Source organism: Candidatus Methylospira mobilis (genome assembly GCF_009498235.1).
Lineage (GTDB): Bacteria > Pseudomonadota > Gammaproteobacteria > Methylococcales > Methylococcaceae > Methylospira > Methylospira mobilis.
On sequence record NZ_CP044205.1, the window covers coordinates 2,546,396 to 2,565,265 of the forward strand.

Annotated in this window: 14 protein-coding genes; 9 read left to right on the top strand and 5 right to left on the bottom strand. The window is 55.7% G+C overall.

Annotation, left to right across the window (positions count from 1 at the left end; translation table 11 throughout):
• Positions 1–27: 27 nt before the first annotated feature.
• From F6R98_RS11490 to F6R98_RS11515, 6 genes are all read left to right on the top strand, one after another.
• Positions 28–1,791 (top strand): GTPase domain-containing protein, encoded by a 1,764-nt coding sequence (locus tag F6R98_RS11490; RefSeq protein WP_194269904.1) that lies wholly within the window; start codon positions 28–30, stop codon positions 1,789–1,791.
• Complete coding sequence (locus F6R98_RS11495) at positions 1,781–3,430, top strand: GTPase (protein ID WP_153249144.1); 1,650 nt, start codon at positions 1,781–1,783, stop codon at positions 3,428–3,430. Before F6R98_RS11490 ends, F6R98_RS11495 begins: the two co-directional genes overlap by 11 nt.
• A gap of 231 nt (positions 3,431–3,661) precedes the next feature.
• Entirely contained in the window at positions 3,662–4,819 is a 1,158-nt protein-coding gene (locus tag F6R98_RS11500) for an MlaE family ABC transporter permease (RefSeq protein WP_228124841.1), read from the top strand.
• 2 nt (positions 4,820–4,821) lie between these two features.
• Complete coding sequence (locus F6R98_RS11505; protein WP_228124842.1) at positions 4,822–5,595, top strand: ABC transporter ATP-binding protein; 774 nt, start codon at positions 4,822–4,824, stop codon at positions 5,593–5,595.
• A 42-nt stretch (positions 5,596–5,637) separates the two neighbouring features.
• Positions 5,638–6,639, top strand: a complete 1,002-nt coding sequence (locus F6R98_RS11510; protein WP_153249145.1) for an MlaD family protein — start codon at positions 5,638–5,640, stop codon at positions 6,637–6,639.
• 15 nt (positions 6,640–6,654) lie between these two features.
• Positions 6,655–7,263: a PqiC family protein gene (locus F6R98_RS11515; protein ID WP_153251028.1), complete on the top strand. Its 609-nt coding sequence runs from the start codon at positions 6,655–6,657 to the stop codon at positions 7,261–7,263.
• A gap of 70 nt (positions 7,264–7,333) precedes the next feature.
• Here F6R98_RS11515 and F6R98_RS11520 read toward each other — a convergent pair whose 3' ends face one another.
• The 3 genes from F6R98_RS11520 to F6R98_RS11530 all read right to left on the bottom strand — a co-directional run bounded on the left by F6R98_RS11520 (position 7,334) and on the right by F6R98_RS11530 (position 9,908).
• On the bottom strand, positions 7,334–7,720 hold the full coding sequence (locus F6R98_RS11520; RefSeq protein ID WP_153249146.1) for a DUF3293 domain-containing protein: 387 nt from the start codon (positions 7,718–7,720) through the stop codon (positions 7,334–7,336).
• Between the two features lie 239 nt (positions 7,721–7,959).
• Positions 7,960–8,772, bottom strand: a complete 813-nt coding sequence (locus F6R98_RS11525) for a quinoprotein dehydrogenase-associated SoxYZ-like carrier (RefSeq protein ID WP_153249147.1) — start codon at positions 8,770–8,772, stop codon at positions 7,960–7,962.
• Positions 8,773–8,972: 200 nt separating this feature from the next.
• A complete protein-coding gene (locus tag F6R98_RS11530) occupies positions 8,973–9,908 on the bottom strand; it encodes a quinoprotein relay system zinc metallohydrolase 2 (RefSeq protein ID WP_228124843.1) in 936 nt (311 codons plus the stop codon).
• Positions 9,909–10,157: 249 nt separating this feature from the next.
• Here F6R98_RS11530 and F6R98_RS11535 point away from each other — a divergent pair, with 249 nt between their 5' ends.
• The 3 genes from F6R98_RS11535 (at position 10,158) to F6R98_RS11545 (ending at position 13,576) form a co-directional block, all read left to right on the top strand.
• Positions 10,158–12,023 (top strand): methanol/ethanol family PQQ-dependent dehydrogenase, encoded by a 1,866-nt coding sequence (locus F6R98_RS11535; protein ID WP_153249148.1) that lies wholly within the window; start codon positions 10,158–10,160, stop codon positions 12,021–12,023.
• A 266-nt stretch (positions 12,024–12,289) separates the two neighbouring features.
• Positions 12,290–13,120: a quinoprotein dehydrogenase-associated putative ABC transporter substrate-binding protein gene (locus F6R98_RS11540; protein ID WP_153249149.1), complete on the top strand. Its 831-nt coding sequence runs from the start codon at positions 12,290–12,292 to the stop codon at positions 13,118–13,120.
• Between the two features lie 3 nt (positions 13,121–13,123).
• The gene (locus F6R98_RS11545; RefSeq protein ID WP_153249150.1) at positions 13,124–13,576 is read left to right on the top strand and encodes an MliC family protein; all 453 of its coding nucleotides are present in this window, start codon (positions 13,124–13,126) and stop codon (positions 13,574–13,576) included.
• A 29-nt stretch (positions 13,577–13,605) separates the two neighbouring features.
• On the opposite strand, the gene tssI is transcribed toward F6R98_RS11545, so the two are convergent.
• Complete coding sequence (gene tssI / locus F6R98_RS11550; RefSeq protein ID WP_153249151.1) at positions 13,606–15,981, bottom strand: type VI secretion system tip protein TssI/VgrG; 2,376 nt, start codon at positions 15,979–15,981, stop codon at positions 13,606–13,608.
• A 240-nt stretch (positions 15,982–16,221) separates the two neighbouring features.
• Positions 16,222–18,867 (bottom strand): type VI secretion system ATPase TssH, encoded by a 2,646-nt coding sequence (gene tssH, locus F6R98_RS11555; RefSeq protein ID WP_153249152.1) that lies wholly within the window; start codon positions 18,865–18,867, stop codon positions 16,222–16,224.
• Between the last annotated feature and the right edge of the window lie 3 nt (positions 18,868–18,870).

An 18,870-nucleotide genomic window follows, 5' to 3' on the forward strand; every position in this document is an offset into this window, starting at 1 on the left:
CAACCCAAGACCTACGGCCTGACCCCATTGAATAGACTCCCCGAATTGCATTCCACCCTGAAGCTGCTTCGCAAAGCCTACGAACGCACCGGCATCGCCGCTGCCGATCACACGGGGGCCACCGGCGTGATAACCTCGCTCACATTGGCCGAAGCCTTTCTCGAAAAAATTATCGCCTGCGCACAACAGCCGACACGCGCCGTCCAGATAGCCGTGCTTGGCCCAACGCAAGCCGGCAAAAGCACCGTGGTCAACCTGCTGCTGGGCGAACGGCATGCGCAAACCAGTCCGCTGGCCGGCTTTACCGTGCACCCGCAGGCGTTTGCCATCAATCCGGACGCATCCGTTCCCGAGCCGCCGGACGCTTATCTTCACGGTTTCAAACGCTGCGCGATCCGCGATTTGCCCGCCGGAAACGGCGATGCCGACTATGCCCGGTTCGGCTGGGAACAGTTGAATCTGCCTGTCGATCATCCGCTGACGCATACCGTCCTATGGGATACTCCCGATTTCGATTCTGTAGACGCCGGCCGTTACCTGCCCGGACTGCTCAGAACCATAGCGCTTGCCGACATTGTGCTGATCGTGCTGAGCAAGGACAAATACGCTGATCAATCGGTCTGGAACATCATCGAACTGATCGCCCCGCTCAGGCAGCCCACCGTATTGTGCCTGAACAAGATCGATGCCGGCTCGGCAGCGGCGCTGGCGCAGGCGTTACGGAATAAATGGTCGCAACACCGCCAGGATGCGCCAGCTGCTTTGCTTGTCCTGCCTTATCGCAAACACGAGCCCGGCGCGGAACCGCAACTGGGTTCCGCCGAACTGTTGCAGGCAGTGCAAAAGCTTGCCGGCCGCAAAGCCGGCAGCGATGCCGCGCAGCGGGCCTGCAACCTTGTTGCGCAACACTGGGCCGGGTGGGTAGCCCCGGCCATGGAAGAGCGGCTGGCGCTGCAGCGCTGGCATAAGCTGATCGATGACAGTATCAGCGAGGCGCTTAAACTGTACCGGCGCGACTACCTCGATCATCCACGGCATTACCATACCTTTCAACGCGCCCTGGCTGAATTATTAACGCTGCTGGAAATACCCGGCCTGGCGCGCGGCATTGCGCTCACGCGGCAGTTGCTGACCTGGCCGTTCAGACAGATCGCCCGAATAGGACAAAGCGGGAGACCATCTTCCGTTGCCGACGACGACAGAGAAATCGCACTGCTGGCGCAAATTTTCGATCACATGCTGATAGCGGTAAGCGAAGCGGCGTTGTATGCCGCGGAAGACGAACAAACGCTACGCAGCTGGTGGCGCGAACTCGCGCAAAAACTGCGTTTGGAACGCGCATCGGCGGCAAGCGCTTTTCTGAGCGCGGCGTCCGCCTATCATCAGGCTTTCAGACCCGAAATCGAACAGACCGCACAATTACTGCATGCCCATCTCAGCCGGCAACCGGCGGTGCTCAACAGTCTGCGCGCCACGCGCGCCTTTGCAGATACGACCGCGCTGGCGTTGGCACTGCACACCGGCGGCATCGGCGTTCAGGACTTCATCATCGCGCCGGCGACGATATCGATAACCTCGCTGCTGACGGAAAGCGCGCTCGGACATTACCTCGGCAAGGCGCAGGACGATCTGAAAGAGCGCCAACTGCATCGGGTCGGCGCGTTGTTTCTTGATCAGGCGGAACAGGCGTTGCGCGCCCTGCCCTTGCGCATCGATCCCGGGAAGCGCTTCAATATCGCGCCGGAACGTCTCGAATCCGTAGAAAAACTGCTGGACCGACATGCACGCTGAAACCCACCCATATTTTATCGAGGCGCTGGACTGGATCAGGCAGGCCAAACAGCAAGGCTGGATCAAAGCCGACATCGGCGCCTTGCAACGGACCCTGGAACCTCCCGCAGCGGCTTTTCAATTTGACGGCGCAACTCAGCGCCCATTGATAGTCGCCTTCGTCGGCGGCACCGGCGTCGGCAAAAGCACGCTGCTGAACCGGCTGGCGCGGCAGGAGCTGGCGCTTACCAGCGTGGAACGGCCTACATCGCGGGAAGTTTCGCTCTATCTGCATCAATCGCTGCTGATCGAACATCTGCCCGGCGACCTGCCGCTTTCGCAAACCAGACACGCGCATCATCAGGACGAGCGCTACAGGCATATACTGTGGATAGACATGCCGGATTTCGACAGCACGGAAACGCACAACCGCGAACAGGTGCTGCGATGGCTGCCGCACATCGACGTACTGCTGTATGTGGTAAGCCCGGAACGCTACCGCGACGATCAGGGCTGGCAGATACTGCGCAGCGAGGGGCGCGAACACGCGTGGCTGTTTATCATGAATCAGTGGGATCGGGGAGACCCGCTGCAATTGCGGGATTTCGGCAAGCTGCTGGCGCAAGGCGGATTTGCAGATCCGGTCATTTTATGCACCGACAGCAGCGAACAGCCGGACGGAAATAGCGCCGGCGACGACTTCACCTTGCTCGAAGAAACGCTGCGGACGTTGGCGGACAGCCACATCGGCGCACAACTGGAAAGCCGCGCCCTGTCGATACGCATGCAAGAAACGCGCGAACTGCTGATGCAAATTGGCCGACGAATGGGGTGTATCGAAGATATCGTCCGTCTGAAAAAAATCTGGCGCGGGATTTGGCAAAAGCAAAGCGAGGAATTGCTGCGCGCGCTGGAATGGCCGATACGCGACAACGCCGCGTTACTGGCGCAGAAACTGTTTACTCCGGCCCTGCAAGGCAGCGGCGCCGGGGACATCGCGCCGCAGCGCCAGGACATGCTGATCTGGGACGACCACGCCCAAATGCAATTGCAGGACACGCTGCACACATTAACGCTGGAAGCCGAAAACCTGCGCCTGCCGTTTCAACCGTTACGCGAAGGGCTGATCCCGCTGCAAACCGCGGCGGCGCAACAAATACTCGCATCCGCCACGCGCGGTTTGCGTATGGCGCAGGCGCGTCCCGGCAACAAGGCGCAACGCTTTTTTTTAAAATCCGCCATGCTGTGCGAAGTGTTTCTGCCGTTGGCGGCGGCCGCATGGATAGGCAGAGATATAGTCCTCGGCTATTATCTGGGCAGCCTGAATCAGCGCGCTTTCCTCGGAGCGGACTTTGCAATCCACGCGCTACTCCTGACAGGCATATCCTGGCTGCTGCCGTTTCTGCTGCATCGCGCGCTCACGCCCTCAGCCGAGCGCGTCGCCGCCCATGGCTTGCGCAAGGGAATCGAAAGCGGATTCGGGCAGATAGATCAAATAGTCTGCCGCATACTCGATGCTTATGAAGCAAATTGGAAAGAACAGCAGGCTTGCCTTGACAGGCTGTGCTCAAGCAGTAGAATCGAAACAAGTGATCCTTTACCCAAAAACCGGTTATTGGAACGGATGCTGACAACGACTAACCAATCTAACCGCTCATGACGCAAGCATCGCCCTCTATCACGCAAATGCTTGCACCACGCACGGTTTCCCTCACCCAACCCGCTCCGCGTCCCACGAACTGCGTTGCAGCGCAGTCCGGCTACGGCGGTGCGAAGCATGCTTCGCAAAATTCCGCCTTCGCCCCGGTGGAAGAGGAGGGCCTGTGTTCGCTTCGCGATTTACACGGTAACGCACCAATATCTTCGCTTATTCCCCGGAATAATGGCGGTTATGACATCTAAGCGGACACCATCCGGGGATGGGATGTCGGCCACCGGCATTGCGATCATACGCAACGGAGAGCAAATTATTATCCGTTTCTCAGGGTCGTGGCGCCGCGACAGCGGTGCTGTCGACAGCGCAAAACTCATCAAGGATGTTTTATCGCTCCTCCCAAAACGCATCGCGTTCCAATGCGAAGTACAAAACGATTGGGACAGCCGCCTGCCTGCGTGTCTGTTCAGGCTGCTGAACGAATGCAGACAACGCAACGTCAACGCAGACATTTCCGCGTTGCCGGACGGATTGCAACGCCTGGTCAAACAGGCCATGACCGTGCCGGAACGGCAGGACGCCAGACGAGACGGTCCCAAAACGCCGCTGCTGGCCATCATCGGCGAAAACGTGCTGGCGGCAAAAACCAACGTCCACGAGTTCCTCGGATTTATCGGCTTGATGCTATTAAGCCTGCTGACCCTGATACGCGGCAAAGCCAAGATGCGCCGCGTCGATCTTATGTTGTTCATACAGGAAGCGGGCGGCAACGCCCTGCCCATAGTCACGCTGATCAGCATACTGGTCGGACTGATACTCGCTTTCGTCGGCTCGATACAGCTATCGCGCTTCGGCGCGCAGATTTTTATCGCCGACCTGGTGGGACTCGGCATGTTCAGGGAAATGGGCGCGCTGATGACTGCCGTCATCGTTGCCGGGCGTACCGGCGCCGCCTATGCTGCGCAACTGGGCACCATGAACGCCAACAGCGAAATAGACGCGCTGAAAACCATGGGCATATCGCCGATGGAATTCCTGGTGCTGCCGCGCCTGCTTGCATTGATGCTGATGATGCCGCTGCTGGTGCTATATGCCGATTACCTGGGCGTGCTGGGCGGCGCGATCGTAACTACCGGCACATTCGACATTTCCTGGCTGCAATACATCAATGAAACCAAGCGTATCGTACGCATAAACGCCTTTTTTCTCGGCATGTTCAAAGGCTTGGTCTTCGCTACGCTGATTGCCGTCGCCGGCTGTCTGCGCGGCCTGCGTTGCGGACGCAGCGCATCGGACGTCGGCAACGCGACCACCGGGGCAGTGGTCGACAGCATCGTCTATATCGTTGTTGCCGACTCGCTGATAACGATCATGGCAAACAGACTGCATATCTAACGATGTCAATACCGGATTTAAATTCGAAACAGCATGTCGTCGTTAAAAACATGACCATGGCCTATGGTGAGTTTGTCATTCAGCGCAATCTCGATTTTACCGTCAACGAAGGCGATGTCTTTATTATCATGGGCGGCAGCGGCTGCGGCAAAAGCACGCTGCTCAAGCACATGATCGGATTAATGAAGCCGGCGCACGGCGATGTCGTTCTACACGACAAGAGCCTGTGGCAATGCTCGCCCGAACAGCGTGAAACACTGATGCGCCGTATCGGCGTGCTGTATCAAAGCAGCGCGCTGTTCAGCTCACTGACGCTGGCTGAGAATGTCGCCTTGCCGCTGGGTGAATTTACCCGCTACACAGCGAGCGAAATTCGCGATATTGCCTCCTACAAACTGGCGCTGGTCGGCCTGGCGGGCTTCGAAGACTATTACCCCGCGGAAATCAGCGGCGGCATGCAAAAACGCGCAGGGCTTGCGCGCGCGATCGCACTCGACCCGGAAATTCTGTTTTTTGACGAACCCTCGTCGGGTCTGGACCCGGTCAGTTCCAGACTGCTGGACGACCTGATCATCAGCCTGCGCGATATCCTCGGCACCACCATCGTCCTTGTCACCCATGAACTGGCCAGTCTGTTTGCGATCGGCACCAATTCCGTTTTTCTGGATTCGGAGTCGAAAACCATGCTGGCCACCGGATCGCCTCATACCCTGCTCGCGGAATCCCGTGATCCGCGTATCCAGCAATTTCTCACGCGAGGAGAATATCATGCATAATCACCGCAGCGTGTGCGGCACCCATCAGGGAGAATGTCTTCCATGAGTAAACCGGCAAACACCTATGTCATCGGCGCTTTTACCGTAGGCGCCCTGATCCTGCTGATAACCGGCATCATCTTTTTCGGCGGGAATAAAATGCTGGTCAAGGATGTCGATCGCTTTGTCATTTTTTTCGACTCATCGCTGAACGGACTCGACATCGGCGCCGCGGTCAAGCTGCAGGGTGTGAAAATCGGCACGGTGACGGAAATTCTGCTGGAAGTGGATTCGGAAAAGAAAAAAATCTACAAACCGGTGGTCGTCGAAATTAATCGCCAGACCTTTGTCAATAAATATGGACAACCGGTCGCCATCCGTAAACAATACGGCGAGGACATGGACCATAGCCGGTCGTTGATTGATGCCGGACTGCGCGCGCGCCTGGAAACTCAAAGCCTGTTGACCGGCATGCTTTACGTCAATTTCGGATTTTATCCGGACGAACCGGTGGTATTAACCGGCATCAACTACCATAATCTGGAAGAACTGCCCAGCATTAAAACCTCGATCGACGAGTTGCGCACCACCGCCGACGAAATTGCCAAAAAAGTGCGCGCGATGCCGATCGACCAGATTGTGCGAGACCTTGCCGATAGCATGAGTGAAATTCGCACCATCCTGAAATCGGATGAGCTGCGCGACTCGCGTATTGCTTTGGCGCATACGCTGACCTCGCTGGAAAAGTCGGTTACTACCCTGAATCAGAACATGCAGCCGCTGTTGAACAATACCAACGGTTTATTGCAGGATACACGCGGCATGGTCAAGGATATGCACAAGGAGATAGCTCCGCTGTTAAAAAGCGCCGAAACCACGATGACCACAGCCACCCTGACGCTAAACAACGCCAAGGGCGCAATGTCTTCGGTAGAAAGCGCTATCGGCCCAGAATCCAACCTGAACGAGGCGCTGGTTGCGTTAAAAGACGCGGCGCGCTCGATCAACGAACTTTCGGATTTTCTGGAACGCCATCCGGAAGCGTTGATTTCAGGAAAAGACTAGCAGGTAATAACCGTGATGCACGCAAAATACACCCGATTAATCCCGCTCTGCTCGTTCCTGCTGCTATTGGCAGGGTGTTTTGGAAAATCCCCCGCCCCGGATTTCTACCTGCTGGAGCCGCTCGCGGAAACGGGCGCGACGCCACGAACGCAACAGGCGCGACGTCCGGTCATCGCGCTGAGCCCGGTATCGTTGCCCAAATACGTGGACCGCACCCAGATCGTTCAGGCCACCGCCAGAAACAGTTATCAACTCAACGAAACCCAGCGCTGGGCGGAACCTCTGAGCGACAATATAGATCGGGTACTGGCGGAAAACCTTGCACGCCTTGTTCCGGCCGATGTGGTTTCGCCCAATTCATCGAGTCTGGCGCGTCAGGCTGAAATCAGGATACAGATAACCATCGTCGAATTTCATGTCACTCCCGAGCAATCGGCCCTGCTGCGCGCGCAATGGAGCATACGCGATGGCGACAAAATCGCCGAATCCCGCCAGAGCGAATACCGCATCCCCGCCTCGTCCAGCGACTACAGACTGATGGTCAATGCGCTGAACGGCTGCATCGATCGGCTGAGCCGGGACGTTGCCGATGCGGCCAGACAGCAGATACGACCGAATAGTTGAATTAACTGATTTAATCCTTCGACAGGTTTACTATGAACGGAGTGTTTCATTCAGCGTTTTCCCAGGGATTTCATGGATGAACACGCACGCGGAAACCACCGACTTCCAGCAATGCGCGGCGTTGGTCGCAAAAACTGACGTAGAGCGTATCCTCGATAATGTAATAAATAGCATCCTGCTCATAGCGCTTTCCGATATCGCAAACGGCGTGAAAGCCGATATCGACCGCCCACCCTGGCTCCGCATGTCCGTCGGCCGGTGAAAAACCGGTCAGCCGCCGCATCCAGCGTCGCTGCCGGCGCAACTCGGCTTCCAATTGCCTGTCTGCGGCCAGATTCCTTGAATCGGGCCAGGTTTCGCCGGTCGTGGCATAGGCGGTGATGATCGCAAACTCGGCCGGCCAGACCTCCCAGCTTTCCCGCCGTTCGAAATGAGTGTCAAAGTACACGCGGTTCATGAGCTGAATACACCGTAACAGAACGGAGACTCAAAATTTTCTACCGCTGCAACAGTAACGATATTTAAAATCGCTGTTTGTCATATGGGGCCGGTTTTGGCGATTGAGTTAGAGAACACCAATCGCGTTTCGATGACGGAAGAAGCGCCGCCCGGCATCTACCGGCGCACGAATTTACCGGCAACGTGCGAGGCTTCAATCCGAGCGCGGTCGGCGTTATCTGTCAAGGATAAGATTCCCTACGGTTTCACCGCTTGCACGTCGCTAAACTGATTACCCCTATTATCGCGAATCTCCGCCTTAAGCTCGCCCGCCTTGTCGGGTTTGAAATAAAAACGGAAATTGGGATCGGCGCTGACCGCTATATCGGTTTGCGCGGTCATGACCGGCTTGCCGTCGAAGCTGACTTTCACCTGCTCCACAAAATGAGCCGGCTTGATGGATCGCGTCAGCTGATCCATCTGCATGCCGGTGATATTGGGATGACTGATCAGCAACTGCACCTGATTGGGCTGCTGCAATGCCAATTTGTCTCCTTCAAGCCGGAACTTCATCTTGCCCATGCGAGCGATCGCCGCATCCATATCGGCGCCGATCGGAGCGGAACAGCCGCCGCTGGCTTTGACGAAAACCCGCGACATGGTCAGTTTTCCGTCGCTGGTCTCGGCAATGGCTCGCACCGGCGTATAAGCGTTGACGCGCACGCGCAGGCCGATATCGGCTTTGCCGCTGTCAGGCGTAAAAGTGAAAGCCGCGGCGAACGGCACCGGGTTGTTGTCAATGATGAGGGTAATCGCCTTGATATATTTTTCCGGCGTCTGCGCAATTTTACTGGTAACGGAAACAGGCACCAGCGCCGGGTCTTCGGCACGGTAAGGCGCGGTCAGCTCGATAACACCGCTGCTTTCCTGGATTACTTTGTCGCCAAAAAACTTTTGCTTGAGTCCACCGTTCCAGGCAGCGTCTTCTTCGCCGCCGGCCAAAATCCCGGCAGAAAAACCCACTGCCAGGAAAAACAAAACGGCCTTGAATTGATTTATGCGCTTAAACATATTCTTATCCTCGTGATGTTGTTGTTTGTTGTTTTTGTGTAAATCAAAAGCATTTGTCCACGAAAAACACAAAAGTCACGAAAAAATGAACAGGGCTGCAACGGGCAGTTTGCTCCGTCCCGCGCTTATAGAATTTGCGTGCTTTTCGCGTCTTTCGTGGACCGTGACTTCTCCTGATTCCTGCGTGTATCGATCATTAACTATTCCCATTCCAATTCCGCAAACGCAGTCGAGATGTTGCGTTTATGAAACTCATCAAACAATTGCCAATTCCGGCGGGCGGATAGCCCTATTCCGTTCATGGCGGCTTCCATGGTTTTGCCCTGCCTGATATATTCCCGGATTTCGGCGCGCAGCATTTCCAGGTAACCCAGTTCCGCATCCGACGCGGCCGGCCAGTCCGCGCTGACCGGTCCATGACCGGGTATCGCATGCCGGGCGGGGATCGCACGCAATTTGGCCAGCTCCGCCAGCCATCCGTTCACGCTGCCGTCGACGACAGGAACGTGCGTCATGAAAAGCAGATCCGCCGCCCACAGCGTCTGCGTTTTTTCGTCGTAGACCGTCAAGTCGCTGTCGGTGTGCGCCGCAGCATGCGCGGTCAAACGCAACGTGCGCCCCCCCAGATCCAGTTTCAGCGCATCGTCTACAGCGATATCAGGTGGAATGAAGTCAGCCGGTTCCAGCACGATGTTCAGGCGTTTTCCGGCATTTTCCAGATAATACCCCGCGCGCAGACTCATGGCCTGCGCGAGCTTCCGGTGACCGACAAAATGCACGCCCGGCAGTGCGAAAGCCCGGTTTCCGTAAATGTGGTCCGGATGCACATGGGTATTGATCACATAACACACAGGAAGCGGGCTAAGAGCTTCGACAGCGACTTTTAACGCGCGCCCCTGTTCGGGGCTGCCCCCGGAGTCTATAATCGCCACACAGCGCGTCCCGGCGACGAATCCGATATTGGCGATTTCGCCGTGGTTCAGCGTATCGGGCAACTCGTCGCGGCCCTGATGCACGAAAATCCCCTCCGCCACCTGCATCAATTCGAGCGGCGCGGCGGCGGGCGCCGAAGCACAGCATATACCCCATAGAACCCCCAGCAGAATAATATGCCATTGTCGTCTATACCGGTTCACTCGCCTCGTCTCCAGCCCAAAATATTAGCAATGACTTATTATCCTCGCATCGCGCGTCTACTTTCAAGTCAGAAAACTACGATTCATATTGACATTTCAGCCCGGATAATTCAATTTACGCACCCAGACGGACTATCGGGTAAATTTCCCGCTGCAACAGGGAAAAATTCCCAAAAAACCGTTGTACCTTAGGCTTAAACTGGCATTAACTGAACGTATTCCGTAACTGCGGGATATCTGGAGGATATCATGAAACAACCCGTTAAAAGCTGGCTGATCGCAACATCGATTGCATCCCTGCTGGCAGCGCCCGGGCTCTCCCAAGCAAACGCTGAAGTAGATAATCTGAGCAAAGACCCTTCGAACTGGGCAACATGGGGCGGCAACTACGCCGGCACCCGTTACAGCACCCTGGATCAAATCAACACCCACAACGTCAAGAACCTTCAGGTTGCCTGGACTTTCTCCACCGGCGTACTGCGCGGACACGAAGGCGGCCCTCTGACCGTCAATGGCGTTGTTTTCGTTCATACCCCCTACCCGCACAAGGTTTACGCGCTGGATCAATCCACCCAGAGCGTAATCTGGGAATACGCCTATACGCCTGACAAGGATATCGATCCGAACCAGGTTATTTCCGTTATGTGCTGCGACGTGGTCAACCGCGGTCTGGCTTACGGCGACGGAAAAATCTTCCTGGCTCAGGGCGACGCAACCCTGGTAGCCCTGGATGCAAAAACCGGTAAGCTTGCATGGAAGATCAAGAATGCCGACCCTAAAGTCGGCGCAACCAGCACCAACGCGCCTCTGGTCGTCAAAGACAAAGTCATCACCGGTATGGCCGGTGGCGAATTCGGCGTGCGCGGCTTCCTGGCCGCCTACAACATCAAGGACGGCTCGCTGGCATGGAAAAAATACAGCATGGGTCCCGACGCAGAAGTCGGCCTGAATCCCGAAAAAACCACAACCTGGGTTGACGGCAAAACCGCGCCTGTCGGAAAAGACTCCAGTCTGAGCACCTGGAAGGGCGACCAGTGGAAAATCGGCGGCGGCAGCACCTGGGGCTGGTACAGCTATGACCCCGCGCTGAACTTGGTTTACTACGGTTCCGGCAACCCTTCGACCTGGAACCCGGTACAGCGTCCTGGCGACAACAAGTGGTCCATGTCGATCTGGGCTCGTGACGCCGACACCGGCGAAGCCAAATGGGTTTACCAGATGACTCCGCACGACGAATGGGATTACGACGGCATTAACGAAATGGTTCTGCTCGACCTGCCGATGAAAGACCGGAACGGCAAGGATCATGACAAACTGCTGGTGCATTTCGACCGTAACGGCTTCGGCTATACCCTCGATCGCGTAACCGGTGAACTGCTCGTTGCCGAGAAGTTCGACAAGGCAGTCAACTGGGCCAGCCATGTCGACTACAAGACCGGCCGTCCGCAGGTTGTGAAAGAGTACTCCACGCATCAGAACGGCACGGACGTCAACACCAAGGGCGTATGCCCTGCGGCTCTGGGATCGAAAGACCAGCAGCCTATCGCGTTCTCGCCGAGAACCAAGCTGGTTTACATTCCCGGCAACCACGTATGTATGAACTACGAACCATTCGAAGTTGAATACACTGCCGGTCAGCCTTATGTAGGCGCTACCCTGACCATGTTCCCGGCCGGCGTTGACGCTGTAACCGGCATCAAGAACGGCTCCACCAATCTGGGCGTATTTACTGCGTGGGATCCGACTACCGGTAAAATCGTATGGTCCAAGGATGAGCCGTTCTCAGTATGGTCCGGCGCTGTTGCAACCGCGGGCGATGTCGTGTTCTACGGCACGCTGGAAGGTTACGTCAAGGCAGTTGATGCACGCTCCGGTAACGAGCTGTATCGCTTCAAGACGCCTTCGGGCATTATCGGCAACGTAAACACCTGGTCTTACAAGGGCAAGCAGTACGTTGGCGTTCTGTCCGGTCTCGGCGGCTGGGCCGGTATCGGCATGGCGGCTGGTCTTGACGGCGAAAGCGAAGGTCTGGGTGCGGTCGGCGCTTACAAAAGCCTCGCCAACTTCACCAAGCTGGGCGGCGTTCTGACTGTGTTCTCACTGCCTAACAATTAATTATCTGCTGCTCGTAGATCGTTAATCGCCAAGGAACGCCCCGGTCGAGCAATCGACCGGGGCGTTCTTCATTTTTGCGGGCATTAAAACTACAATATCCGCTGAAATTGCAACTACTCAGCTAGCGTGTCCACTTTCAAAGCAACCCTGTCATTCCGGAAGTAAGCGCGCCGCTGTGCGGCCTGTTCACCGCACAGCGTCGATCAAGCAGAATAATCCGGTATTCAGTTCCAAACGACCCCACAAAACATCAACCAGGATAACTCATGAAAATAAACCGTCTTTTCCCGCTCGCGCTGGGAATAAGCTGTATCCTCGCCGCCCCGGCGCAAGCCTGGGAAGGCCAAACGCTGAAAGTCTGTTCCGACCCCAATAATCCGCCCTATTCCGACACTAAAGGCCAGGGATTCGAAAACAGGCTGGCTGAACTGATCGGCAAGGAATTCGGCAAAAAAGTCGAATACACCTGGTTTCCACAGCGCATGGGATTCATACGCAATACGCTCAAGGCCAAGCTGCCCGATTCGGAAGAATACAAATGCGACCTGATCATGGGACTTCCCACCGGTATTGAAATGGCGGCCACAACAGAACCTTATTACCGTTCAACTTATGTTCTGGTCATCGCCAAAAAGCGCGGCTGGGACGACATCGCCGGCAGCGACGACCTCGCCAAACTGGATGAAGGCAGGCGCGGCAAACTCAAAATCGCGATGTTCGACGGCTCTCCCGCCACAACCTGGCTGCTGAATCATAACCTGGTGGAACACGCCATTCCGTATCAGAGCATGACCGGCGATGCGAGCGTCAACACCACGCAATTGCTGGAAAAAGACTTCGCCGCCGGCAAACTCGACATGGCCATCGTCTGGGGGCCAATCGCCGCTTACCTGGAAAAACACGCAAAAGCCGGTCAACTCGTGCTGATAGCCATGAAAGCGGAACCCGGCGTACGCTTCAGCTTCCCGATTTCGATGGGCGTCAGAATCCCGGATAAGGACAGAAAAGCCGAATTAAATACGTTCATCGGCAAGCACGGTGCTGAAATCAATAAAATATTGCAGGATTACCATATTCCGCTGGTAGCCGGAGAATAAGTCATGACGACCTTAAGCAGAAAAATCATGTATGGCGCGATCAAACCGGTAATCAGTCTACTGATTACCGGTTTGTTGGCGTCGGCTGCAGGGCCGGTATTTTCCGCCCCACGCACCACCGTTCCACCCCGTCCGGTAGCGGCAGCCCCGCCGCCCCTTGAACCAAGCCTCACTCTCCCCGGCATAATCCCGTTAAACCAGCAAACCGTAAGCTACTCTTGCGGAGATGGTACGTCACTATCGGTAGCCTACATCAACACCCAGGACGGACAAAGTTTTGCCATACTGCCGATAGATGGAAAAAATCGCTTATTCGTCATTCTGCCTTCAGGCTCCGGCGCGCGTTACTGCTCGGGTCCTTATGTCTGGTGGAACAAGGGCGCGGAAGCCACGCTGTGGGACGAACGGAATGCCCGCCGTCCGCTGCTTGGCGGAACTTGCAGCTCAGGCAAATAAGAGCGGTTTTTGCCCATATGTCGCAAACCCTAAGGGGTGAGAATCTTGGTGCCGCTATCGAGGCTGACCGACCGGTTTCTCACCTCCACTGCTCCTGAATCAAGCTTGGTCGATGTTTCAACCATACTGACGGAGCGCTGTCTCACCTCCGTGGTAGTGTCATCTACATTAACTTCTTTCTGCTCCAGCACCACTTCATTTTGCGCCAGCGCTACGTCTTTTTGCTCTACCTCCACTCCCTTTTGCTCTACCGCCACGGTCTCTTTCTTAACTGCCGCTCCGGTAGCCTTTACCTCCGTTCCTAATGACTTAAAATATGCAGTTATCTGCTGTCCCTTAAACCCCTTCGCTTCAAGATGAGCGCCTTTAACCCACTCCCACTTCATAATCGACATATCGAACTTAAACGTATAAAAATTTATATATCCTCCAACATATAAATTATCGCAAAGTCCGACATATAAAGAGTTTTTTGCGCCAATCGTGACACTATTTTCAGCTCCGGCGAAATAGGACGTGGTATCGCCGTAGGTATATGTCGTCTTGTCTTCTGCAATCCACGAGGTAATGCTCCCATTCACGTTCTCGGTTGAGTTCCCCTTGATATTTTGAGTAATGTTTCCATTCGGGGCATTCAGAATTATGTCGCCCTGACTGGATGTCAAAGTAATATCATCGCTATAAGCCGTCAGCGAGATTCCGTCAGTCGGGGCAGCGGGCGATACCGGCGGGGAAGCCAAACCGGAACCCGTTGTTACGCCGAAGTTTCCGTTGTCCGTGTTGATCCAGATGTTGCCCGGCGCGGAACTGCCGGCAACCGCGCCGGCAAGCGCACCCATGCGCAGCGAAGCGTTGCCGAGCGGCGTATTCATCAATATATATTGATTACCGGCCTGATCGTGCAGAATGATTTCATTGCCACCAGCCGTGAGTATTCGTGATTGCCGCTGATTGTCGTTGGTCACCACGTTGGGGCTTATCGAGTTCGGCATAGCCCCGGTTATCACCGGCTGATCAGGATCGCCGTTGATAAAGGACAACAGGACTTCGGCACCCTTGAGCAACGGAAGATGCATGCCGTAGTCGCTGCCTGCGTATTGCGAAGACTTGCGTATCCAGGCCGAACTGCGTTGCGCTCCCTTATGAGTAATATCAAACGGCACCTGTATCTTGTATTCGCCTTTCTCATTCAGCTCGGCATATTCTCCACTGCCTTCCGCATCGACAAAGCCGATCAGTGTGCCTTCTATCTTCGGCCAGACATGTTTTATTTCCGGGCGGAACTGCACATCGGCAGAGATAGCGGAAATCTCAGCCAGATAAAAATCGGCGGAATGGCTTATCTCACCTTCGGCGGGTAAACGCAAGCCATCCGTCAATAAACCGGCTTGCGAACCTTGGTGCCGGACGGCGGTCAGCAGGTAACGCCGATTGAAACCCTGGCGAGGATGTCCCTGAACCTCCATAAATTCGCCGCAACGCAAACCTGTCGCTGTGCTGCTGCCTTGATATATATCGCCTCGCGAGCGAATGCCTTCGGCGCGCAGTTTCGCTAATTGCTCGGCTTCCGCATTGGTCTTTAAATTGTTACCGAATAAATAGACTGCACCGGTCCCCTCAGGATCAACTGCCGCCTTACCTTGAATCTCATGGCTGGCGCGCTGTTCGTTATAATCCATCACCACCACCTGCCTGGGAAGACTGCGGCTTTCCAATGTCAGGGTATTAATCCGGCGTTTCCGCCCGGGTTCGGAACCTTGCTCACCCGGCGGTTGATACTGGAGCACCAGCGCCTGATCCTTATGCGCCATGCGGGTATCGCTGAACACGACTTTTTCATTAGCCCCGGTATCTTCGTACCACCAATAAATACCCAGGCGATCCGCCCAGCGCGCGATAAAATTAAAATAGCTTTCCTTGTACTGGCAGACGTAATCCTGCTTCGGGTAATTGCTTACCTCTTCCCGTAGCCTGAGGTCATAATCGTTGCCGGTCAACCCGCTGTTTTCCAGGATGACTTTAAAAATCTCCGGACGGGATTTATCCAGATACACCTCGGAAAGGTAATAGGTCTCCGACCGCCAAAACTTCGGTACCAGCACTGCCCGGTAGCATGTCCACCCGCCTGTCTGGTATTGATAGGATAGCTCCTGCACCAGGCCACGATAAATGGTTTCCTTTCCACCTTCGCTGCCATCGTTAAGCGTAAACCGGGCCGGTTTACCCACCAGCTCGCGTTCGCTGATATCGCTATTCCTGGAAACCAGCAGCAACTCAAAGCGGTAAAGCGCGGCCAGCGCTTCTTCGCCCTCGAAACGCACCACCTCAAATGCATCCCGGGCAACATTGTCGCAAATAAAGCTGAAGCGGCGTTCCTTTCCGTTGATCTGACTGTATGTGTTCATAGTGCTATCCGATTGGCATTTTGTTTGCCGAAACAACAAACGTATGTAATTGTACAAATCATATAATCATTAAGCGGCAGGGGATTACGTATTACCTGACATACGCAAGCGCAAATGCTCGCTTCAAAGGAGACAAGCGTAACTTCTCTTGCGGCTACGCCCGGAACAGGCCTTGCCGAATGGGCGCCGGCACTCCCTTGCCGGTACAACAGGTTAATTCAGCAGCAATTCAACTCCGAATTACTCCGATACAATGGTAAACGCCCCCTCGGCATCCATTCCCAAACATATTGCGCTGAGCATGACGCCTTCGGTCATACGCGTGAGTATGGTCTGCGAAAGCTGCGGCAGCAGGCTGCTACGTAATATGAAATCGATATTGCGCGCACCGGTTTCAATTTCGGTGCAGCGCTCCGCGATCTGCGTAACCACCGCATCGTCGTAACTTAACTGAATCTTGTTGTTCTGCCGCAGACGGTCGACTATTTTGTCGAGTTTGAGACGAATAATCGCCGTTAACGCGTCGATACCCAGGGTGCGGTAAGGAATAACCGTCATGCGCGCCAGCAGCGCCGGTTTAAAATGCGCCGACAGGATAGGACGCACCGCCGATAACAGCACATCGCCCGGCACCGGCTCGCCGCCAGCTGTCATTTCGGTAATTACGTCGGATGAGAGATTGGATGTCAGGAAGATAATGGTATTGGAAAAATCGATTTCCTTGCCTTCGCCATCCGACAGCACGCCTTTATCGAACACCTGGTAAAATAGATTCATCACATCCAGATGAGCCTTTTCCACTTCATCAAGCAATACCACTGAATAAGGCTGCTTGCGCACGGCTTCGGTCAGCACACCGCCTTCGCCGTAGCCCACGTATCCCGGCGGCGAACCGATCAAACGCGAAACATTATGCTTTTCCTGAAACTCGCTCATGTTGATGGTGATGGTGGAGCGTTCGTCACCAAACAGCAAATCGGCGAGCGCCAGCGCGGTTTCGGTTTTACCCACCCCCGAAGGCCCCACCAGCAGGAATACGCCGACCGGTTGATGCGGATCTTTCAATCCGGACTTCGAGGTTTTGATTACCTCGGCTATCAGATCCAGGCCGTCGTCCTGTCCTCTGACGCGAGCCTTCAAATGCTCGGCCAGATGCAGCACGGTGCCTATCTGGTCGCGCAGCATTTTACCCAGAGGTATGCCGGTCCAATCGGACACCACTTTGGCAATGACGTCAGGGTCGACCTCGACCCGAATCAGCGCGTTATCGCCCTGCAAAGCTTTCAGTCCGGCCTCGGTCTCAGACAGCTTGTTGCGCGCCACATTCAGTTCCGTTTCCGGCGCGGAAGCCTCCAACAACTGCGCAAGCTCGGCACGCGCTGCCAGCAAGGCTTCCGCCGCGCCTTTTTCCTCTTCCCAATGGCGGCGGATCGTTTCCACTTCGGCTTGCAGCAGCGGTATGCGCTGTTCGATTTCAGCCAGCTTTTCACCGTCATGGGACTGCTGATGGTCGCGGTCACGCAACAAGCCTTTTTGTTCGCGCTCCAGCGCCTGGATTACGCGCTCCTTGTCTTCCAGTTCGGCTGGTTTGGCCGATAACGCCACCTTGACGCGCGCGCAGGCGGTATCGAGCAGATCGACCGCCTTATCCGGCAACTGACGGCCGGTGATATAGCGCGCGGCCAGCTCGGCGGCGGCAATGATGGCGTCGTCGCGCACAACGACGTGATGCGCCTGTTCGTAACTGTCCCGTAAGCCGCGCAGGATTACAATTGATGTGGCGACTGTCGGCTCGTCGAGCCCTACCAGCTGGAAACGGCGCGCCAGCGCAGCGTCCTTTTCGAAGTACTTCTTATATTCGGCCCAGGTGGTCGCAGCAATGGTTTTCAGCTCACCGCGCGCCAGCGCCGGCTTCAGCAGGTTGGCAGCATCATTGGTGCCGGCTGCGCCGCCTGAACCTATCAAGGTATGCGCCTCGTCTATGAACAGGATGATCGGCTTGCTGCTGCCCTTGATTTCATTGATAACCGATTTAAGACGATTCTCGAACTCGCCTTTTACACTGGCTCCGGCCTGCAGTGAAGCCATGTCCAGGCCGAGAATAGAAGCGGATTTCAGCGAATCGGGAACGTCGCCCTGCACGATACGCAACGCGAGCCCTTCCACAACGGCGCTTTTGCCGACACCGGGATCGCCGACGCAGATCGGATTGTTTTTACGGCGGCGCGCCAGAATATCCACCATTTGACGGATTTCTTCATCGCGTCCGAATACCGGATCCAGCTTGCCGGCCTTGGCTTTGGCGGTAAAGTCCTCGCAGAACCGGGCAATGGCGCTGCCCTCAGCACCCGTTGCAGCCCCTGAGCCGGCGGCCGCGCTACCGCCCTCGCTGCGGTCATGTCCGACGGTCTCTTCCAGCGACCCCGCCGTCGATGCGGTATAACTGGCCAGTAGCACATCGCGGTTTAACCCGCGGATCAATTGAACGTAATCGCCGCTGGCATAGAAAGTCGCACGTCCGACCACCGCTGCCAGTATCGCACCCGAGCGCACCTGCCGTTCCAGCAGGTTTACCGAACTGATAAGCCAGGCATCCTGCAATAACTCCAGCAGCAATGGCGAAAACACCGGGCGTCCGCTGTTACCTGCTTTGAAACTATCCAGCGCTTCATCCAGCGCGCGCCTGAAAATACCGGGATCGACCTGATTGGCGCTCAACAGCAAAGTCAGATCCGACGCCGGCTCGTCAAGCAATTTGCGCAGCAGATGTTCGGTGGTGATTTCATAATGGGTTCTTGCCAGACAAATCCCAGCGGCGCCTTCAAGCCCTTGCTTGCAAAAGCTGTTCAAATGTCCGACGAGTTGCTTCAAATCGACAATCAGCATGAT

Excerpts from the sequence above, each read along its gene's own strand:
- F6R98_RS11505 (WP_228124842.1), top strand. The coding sequence starts at position 4,822 with ATGTCAATACCGGATTTAAATTCGAAACAGCATGTCGTCGTTAAAAAC.
- F6R98_RS11515 (WP_153251028.1), top strand. The coding sequence starts at position 6,655 with ATGCACGCAAAATACACCCGATTAATCCCGCTCTGCTCGTTCCTGCTG.
- F6R98_RS11525 (WP_153249147.1), bottom strand. The coding sequence starts at position 8,772 with ATGTTTAAGCGCATAAATCAATTCAAGGCCGTTTTGTTTTTCCTGGCA.
- tssI (WP_153249151.1), bottom strand. The coding sequence starts at position 15,981 with ATGAACACATACAGTCAGATCAACGGAAAGGAACGCCGCTTCAGCTTT.
- F6R98_RS11540 (WP_153249149.1), top strand. The coding sequence starts at position 12,290 with ATGAAAATAAACCGTCTTTTCCCGCTCGCGCTGGGAATAAGCTGTATC.
- F6R98_RS11500 (WP_228124841.1), top strand. The coding sequence starts at position 3,662 with ATGACATCTAAGCGGACACCATCCGGGGATGGGATGTCGGCCACCGGC.
- F6R98_RS11510 (WP_153249145.1), top strand. The coding sequence starts at position 5,638 with ATGAGTAAACCGGCAAACACCTATGTCATCGGCGCTTTTACCGTAGGC.
- F6R98_RS11535 (WP_153249148.1), top strand. The coding sequence starts at position 10,158 with ATGAAACAACCCGTTAAAAGCTGGCTGATCGCAACATCGATTGCATCC.
- F6R98_RS11495 (WP_153249144.1), top strand. The coding sequence starts at position 1,781 with ATGCACGCTGAAACCCACCCATATTTTATCGAGGCGCTGGACTGGATC.
- F6R98_RS11520 (WP_153249146.1), bottom strand. The coding sequence starts at position 7,720 with ATGAACCGCGTGTACTTTGACACTCATTTCGAACGGCGGGAAAGCTGG.
- tssH (WP_153249152.1), bottom strand. The coding sequence starts at position 18,867 with ATGCTGATTGTCGATTTGAAGCAACTCGTCGGACATTTGAACAGCTTT.
- F6R98_RS11545 (WP_153249150.1), top strand. The coding sequence starts at position 13,124 with ATGACGACCTTAAGCAGAAAAATCATGTATGGCGCGATCAAACCGGTA.